The organism is 'Vigna radiata' phytoplasma (genome assembly GCF_030586915.1).
Taxonomy (GTDB): Bacteria; Bacillota_I; Bacilli_A; order Acholeplasmatales; family Acholeplasmataceae; genus Phytoplasma; species Phytoplasma australasiaticum.
In genome coordinates this window covers 1-6894 of sequence record NZ_JAOSIS010000026.1, presented here as the reverse complement: position 1 = coordinate 6894, position 6894 = coordinate 1, and the positions used below count along the sequence as shown (strand labels likewise).

At 24.7% G+C, this 6894-nt stretch carries 4 protein-coding genes; all 4 read right to left on the bottom strand.

All coding sequences use genetic code 11. The annotated features are described in order from the left end of the window. Positions 1–2438, bottom strand: a 2438-nt coding sequence (locus OC710_RS02240; protein WP_304514986.1) for a cation-translocating P-type ATPase, incomplete at its 3' end; no start/stop codon positions are given. Positions 2439–2577: 139 nt separating this feature from the next. Next, on the bottom strand, positions 2578–3357 hold the full coding sequence (locus tag OC710_RS02235) for an alpha/beta fold hydrolase (RefSeq protein ID WP_004995420.1): 780 nt from the start codon (positions 3355–3357) through the stop codon (positions 2578–2580). A 32-nt stretch (positions 3358–3389) separates the two neighbouring features. Further along, the gene (locus tag OC710_RS02230; RefSeq protein ID WP_004995417.1) at positions 3390–6008 is read right to left on the bottom strand and encodes a valine--tRNA ligase; all 2619 of its coding nucleotides are present in this window, start codon (positions 6006–6008) and stop codon (positions 3390–3392) included. Positions 6009–6142: 134 nt separating this feature from the next. Next, complete coding sequence (gene yihA, locus OC710_RS02225) at positions 6143–6739, bottom strand: ribosome biogenesis GTP-binding protein YihA/YsxC (RefSeq protein WP_004995414.1); 597 nt, start codon at positions 6737–6739, stop codon at positions 6143–6145. Positions 6740–6894 lie beyond the last annotated feature (155 nt).

The following is a 6894-nucleotide window of genomic DNA, read 5'->3' as shown; positions in this document are numbered from 1 at the left end:
AAAGACCAACCACCATAATGTAAAAAAAATATTAATGCTAATATACCTTCTACAATACCTAAAAAACCATAACTTCTTTTTAATAATTTAGTATCTAATAAATGATCTCGAGAGGTACGAGGTTTTTGAGATAATAAATTTTCTTCTGGTTCTTCTGCTCCTAAAGCTATAGCAGGTAATAAATCTGTGATTAAATCTATAGCCAGAATTTGCATAACAGTTAAATAAAGTGGCATTTTAAATAAAGCCATAAAAATAATTGGAAAAATTTGCGGAATATTCGAACAAAAAACATAACTAATAAACTTTTTAATATTAGCGTAAATAGCTCTAGATTCTATCACTGCCTTTGGTATTGTCGAAAAATTATTATCTAACAAAATCATATCAGCAGCATTCAAAACAACATCTTTAGTATCTTTACCCATAGTAATACCAATATGAGCGGCTTTCATAGCTAAAATATCATTAACACCATCACCAATAACTCCAACAATCTCATTATTTCGAGCATATGCTTCAGTAATTTTCAATTTATGTTTTGGAGTAGTTCGGGAAAAAAATATCGGAACTTCGGTTTTTAAAATATTTTGTAACTCTATAGGAGACATATTATCTAATTGAGAACCATCAATATTTAAAAAATTATCATCTCGAATTAAACCCACTTTTTTACCAATTGAAATAGCAGTAGGACCGTAATCTCCAGTAATAACAGTAATTTTTAAACCCGCTTTTAATAAATCTTCTACAGCCTGACGAACTTCTATTTTTGGAGGATCAAAATTAACTGCAAACCCTAAAAATACCATATCCTCTTCTTGTTTTTCTTGTTCAGGATTTTCTATTTTTTTATAAGCAATAGCTAAAATACGATAACCTTCACTAGATAATTGCTCATTACAATTCACAAAATAATCTTTTTCCAAAGTTGTAAAATCACTAACTTTATTATTTTTATATTGAAGATTACAACTATTTAAAATTACATCAGGCGCGCCCTTAACAAAGAGATATTTATTGTCAATATCATAATATTCTTGAGCTAAATTATGAACCAAAACACTCATTTTTTTATTTTCTGAATTAAAAGGATTAATTTTATCAATAATAAAATTTTTACGAATTTGTTGAATATTTAAACCATATTTTGTAGCTGCCACTAATAAAGCTGCTTCTGTAGGATTTCCAGTAATATTAAAATTAATATTTTCCGAATTTAAATCAATCAAATTGGCTTCCGAACACATAATAGTTGCTATTAGTATTTTAGAAATAACTTTATTATTAACCAAAATATCACCATTACTATTATCAAAATTACCTTTTTTTTGTAATCCGTGACCAGTAATATCGACAAAACCTCCAGGAAATAATAATTTTTTACAAGTGATTTGATTTTCCGTTAAAGTTCCTGTTTTATCGGTACAAATAACAGTAGCAGAACTTAAAGTTTCTACAGAAAATAATTGTTTAATCAAAGCCTTTTGTTTAGACATTCTTTGAGTACCGATAGCCAAACTTAAGTTAATAGTCGGTAATAAACCTTCAGGAATATTTGCTACTAACATACCTAAAGCTACAACAATAGCAGATTTTAATGCTGATAACCAACTAGATTCCCCTTGAAACTTAAAACGCCACAAACAAATCAAACAAACAAAAACAGCTAAAGAAGCGGCTAAAATGCTAATTCTTTTAACTACTCTATGTATCTCTAATTCTAAAGTACTAGTGCTTTTAGTAATATTACGAGCTAATCTAGCTACTTCTCCTATTTGAGTATTTTCTCCAATAGCATAAACAATACCTTTAGCGCTTCCCTGAGATACTGTAGTACCAGCGTAAACTAAATTAGGAATTTCAAAAATATCATCACTATGATCGTTTTTTAAAGAGTTTCTATTTAAAGGAATGGTTTCACCTGATAATGTAGAATTATCTACAAAAAAATTATTAGCTTCTATTAAACGAACATCAGCAGGAATAATAGATCCCATTTCTAAAAAAATTAAATCTCCTATAGTTAATTTTTGCGTATCTAAAATTTCTATCTTATTGTTTCTATAAACTTGAATTTGTTTCGGAATCATATCACTTAAAGAAGATAAAATTCTTTCTGCCTTATATTCTTGAAAAAAAGAAAAAATACCATTTACAATTACCACTGAAACAATAGCTATACCAATAGCTTTTTCATGGATAATAAAAGCTAAAAAACCAGCAATCCATAATAAAATAGCAAACATTGAAAAAAATTGTTTAATAAATTGTTTACCAAAAGAAAAATGTTTACTCTTTTTCATAACGTTTAAACCATATAACATTTGTCTTTTGCGAACTTCTTCTGTTGTTAAACCGGTTTTTTGCATTTTAAAAAAATCCCAAATTTCATCCGAAGATAAACGACTAATTTTAATAATATCTTCTTTATTCATAGATTTACCTCATTAATTTAAAAGATTAAACAAATTATTCATAAAATTTGTTACAAATAGATAACATATAATAAAATGCATAATAAAATGGGAGTTTAATTATCAAAAACTTAATAATAATTTTAAATATAAAAAGTAATTAAATCCTATCATTTAACCATAATATAATATCATTGCAAATTTTAGACTTTTCGATATCGTGAAATAAATTATGATATGTTTCGTGATATAATTTTAAATTTTTATCCTTAGATTTAATAGAATCTAAAAGATGAATGCCATTTTTATAAGATATTATTTTATCTTGAGTACCATAAAGTAATAGAACAGGAGTCAAATAAGAAGAAAAATTTTTATTTAAATAACGCATACTCAAAACTAACAAATTTCTTAATAAACGATAACTAACGGATTCCAAACGATAAGGATGATAACCCTTACCCAAAGGAAAGTGCGCTATCTTAGAAGAATTAAAATTAAGTTTTTTTCTTTGCCACCAACTAAAAAAATAAAAAGGATAATTGAAACAAATATTTGAAACTTCTCTACTAGGAGCAGAACTAATAACCGCTCCATTTATATTTTTATATTTAATAACATAATTATTAACAATGATTCCGCCCATACTATGACCAATTAAAAAAATTTTCATAGAAGAATTTTGTTTAACATTTTTAACTAACTGCGCTAAATCATCTAAAAAAATATGAAAACTTTTAATATCTCCTCTTTTACCTAAACTTTTACCATGACCTCTCACATCATATGAAATTACATTAAAATTATTTTTAACTAAAAAATCAATTAAAAATAAATAATCACAAGAACTTTCTCCTAAACCATGAGTGATAATAACATTAGCTTTTGGTTGTTTAGATAATGAACAAAAAACATTTAAATAAGAATTAGAAAATAACATAATAAAAAACCATTTTTACCTAAAAATTAAATTTATTTTTTTTTGATTATTTTTTTATATTGTAATAAATATTTATTATATTTTTCTTTTTCTTCTTGAACTTTACTTTTATCCGCTTTATCCAAAAAAGATTTATTTTTCAAAAGATTTTCACTTCTTTTTAATTCAATTAAAATTTGATTAAGTTGAGAATTTAAATTTTTAGTATTTTGTTCTTGATTAATTTTCAATAACAATGCTCTTTTTATAAAAATAAAAATATTTTTATCCGCAAATAATAATTCATAATTATTATTACATGGAGAAGTACTACCTAATTTTATTTCTGATGCTTGAAAAATTTTTTTTAATTCAAATAATATTAATTGAAATTCATTTAGACAATTTAAAGGTACTTCTAAATATAAATCTAATAAAAAAATTTTATTCAAAGAATTTATTTGGCGAAATTGACGCATTTTAGTAACCAATTTTTTTAAAGATTCAAAAACAGATAACGATATAGAATCATTGAATTTCAAAATAGGTATTTTTTCTGAAATAATAGAAATGCCTAAATCTAATTCTTCATAAATAGCATCCGTAATAAAAGGCATAAAAGGGTGTAACACTAATAAAATAGTCTTCCAAATATAAAGAATTACTTTTCGACTATTTGAAATTAATTCAGGATCTTTCTCGATATCTTGCCAACAAATTTTATAAAATTCTAAACCCCAGTTAGCAAATTCTTCCCAAACAAAATTATATACCAATTTACCTATAACACTAAATTCATATTTATCATACAATACATCTATTTTTTTTAGTAAAGTGGATAATTTAGTTAATAAAAATTTTTCTGGCAAAAATAATTTACTTTGATCAAAATCTGTCGATAATGTTGAAAGATTATTTTTAATAAAAAAACCAATATTCCATAATTTATTAGCAAACTTCCAACTTGAAATAATTTTATTTCTATCAAAATAAAAATCTAAACCAGGGGAAGAATTAGTAGTCAAAAACCACCTTAAAGAATCTATCCCATATTGATCAATAATCTCTTTAGGATCCAAACCATTACCTTTTGATTTAGACATTTTTTGACCTTTATCATCTCGAATTAAACCATGTAATAAAACATCTTTAAAAGGCATTTTTTTTAAAAAAAACATACTTTGTAAAACCATTTTAACTACCCAAAAAGTTAAAATATCATATCCGGTAACTAAAACATCTACTGGAAAATGTTTTCGAAATAATTTTTGATTATTAGGCCATCCTAAAGCGCATAAAGGCCATAAAGAAGATGAAAACCATGTATCTAAAACATCTGAATCACGCGTAAATCCGCTACCCGGATCTTCTATTTGAACTTTAACTTCATTCTTCGAATTATACCAAGCAGGAATAGGATGTCCCCACCACAATTGACGCGAAATACACCAATCCTCTATCTTAGTTAACCATTGATTAAATAATGTTAAAAATCTTTTAGGAAAAAAATTAATTTTATGTTTTTTTAAAATTAACTTAGCTAATTCTTTGGTTTTCAAAAACCATTGCAAAGAGAGACGTGGCTCTATAACAATTCCTGATATATTAGCAAAACGAAGAGAATGATTATAATCTTCTATTTTAAATAAAAGATTTTTTTTATCTAAATCTGAAATTAACCTTTCGCGACAGACAAAACGATCTAACCCTTTATATTGTTCTGCCAATTCATTCATAGATCCATCAGAATTAATACATAAAACTGATTTTAGATTATGTTTTTGACCCAATTGAAAATCATTAAAATCGTGAGCAGGAGTAACTTTTAACAATCCACTACCAAACGACATATCAACATATTCATCTGTAATAATAGGTATTTTTAAACTAGTACCAGGAACTACAACTTGTTTACCAATTAAATGTTGATATCTTTTATCATTAGGATGAAACATTACAGCCTGATCTCCAAAAATAGTCTCAGGACGAGTAGTTGCTACTATAACAAAATCATCACTTAAAACTTTATCTTCTATTAAAAAATATTTTAAATAAAATAATTTACCTAAAACATTACGTTCATTAATTTCAGTATCAGATAAAGTAGTTTGAGCACTAGAATCCCAATTAATTATTTTATAATCACGATAAATTAAACCTTCTTTATACAAAGATACAAAAACTTTTTCAACAGTTGAACTAATAGAAGGGTTTAAAGTGAATTGTTCATAATCATAATCTAATAAAAGTCCTAAATCTTGCCATTGTTTACGGATATCTTTAATATATTTTTGTTGCCATTGATTCGCAAATTCCAAAAAAATATTTTTAGTTAATTTATGAATACAAAAACCTTTTTGTTGCAGCTCTTGTTTAATTTTTATTTGCGTAGCTATCCCGGCATGATCCATTCCTGGAACAAAAAGAACATTATAACCTGTTAACATTTTGCGACGAATAAGATTATCTTGTAAAATATTATTCCAAGCATGCCCTAAATGTAATTTACCTGTAATATTAGGAGGAGGGATAACAATAGTAAAATTAGGTAAATTAGAAAAATTACTTTTTTTTTGTAATTCTTTATATTTTAACCAATCAGCATATCTATTTTTTTCAATAATTTTAAAGTCATATTTATTATTCATATTATTTAAATTTAAATTTCTCATTTATGATTTCCTAATTAGGATAAATAGGTAGTAATATTCTACCACTTCCCGTACAAATATTAACAAACAAACTGAATTATCAAAAAACTTAAATTTTTTATTTTTCTTATAAAAATTTTTTATAATAATTTCTATTATACATCTAAATTTTTAAACATAAAACTAATAATTTCCGGAATACCATCTTTATCCCGACAAGAACATAAATAAAAATCTGTGATATTGCAAAAATTATTCTCAAAAGATTGCTTAATAACTCGAATTTGAGGTATTATGAAATTTTTTTTAATTTTATCTTTTTTATTAAGGATTACTACAATAGGAATTTTATATTTAATAAATTTTTGACACATTTGCAAATCTAATGAAGTTGGTCCAATATTAAAATCAATTATTTGAAAAATAATCTTAATAAACTTATTATTTCTAATAAAATTATGAAGCATTAACATTTGTTTAATACGCGATTCTTTATCCCTTTTAGAAAAGCCATAACCAGGAGAATCTACAAAATAAAAATAATTATTGATTAAAAAATAATTTAAAGTTATTGTTTTACCTGGTCTTTTCGAAAATAAAGCTAATCTTTTATGATTAGTTAAGGCGTTTATTAAAGAACTTTTACCAACATTACTACGTCCTATTAATAAAAATTCAGATAAATGCGGAATAGGGCGATATTTTAAATTAGTAATACTTTTAATAAAAACAGCTTGTCTAATTATATTCATAAAATCCAAAATAATATTGAAACGTTATATTTTCAAAATTAATTCCCTATCCTTGTATATTATTTTATTAATTTTTTTATACATAAATAAAACATTGATTATAAATCTCTGAGTTAAATTTCATAAAAAAATAAAACTTAAATAAGTTTAAAATT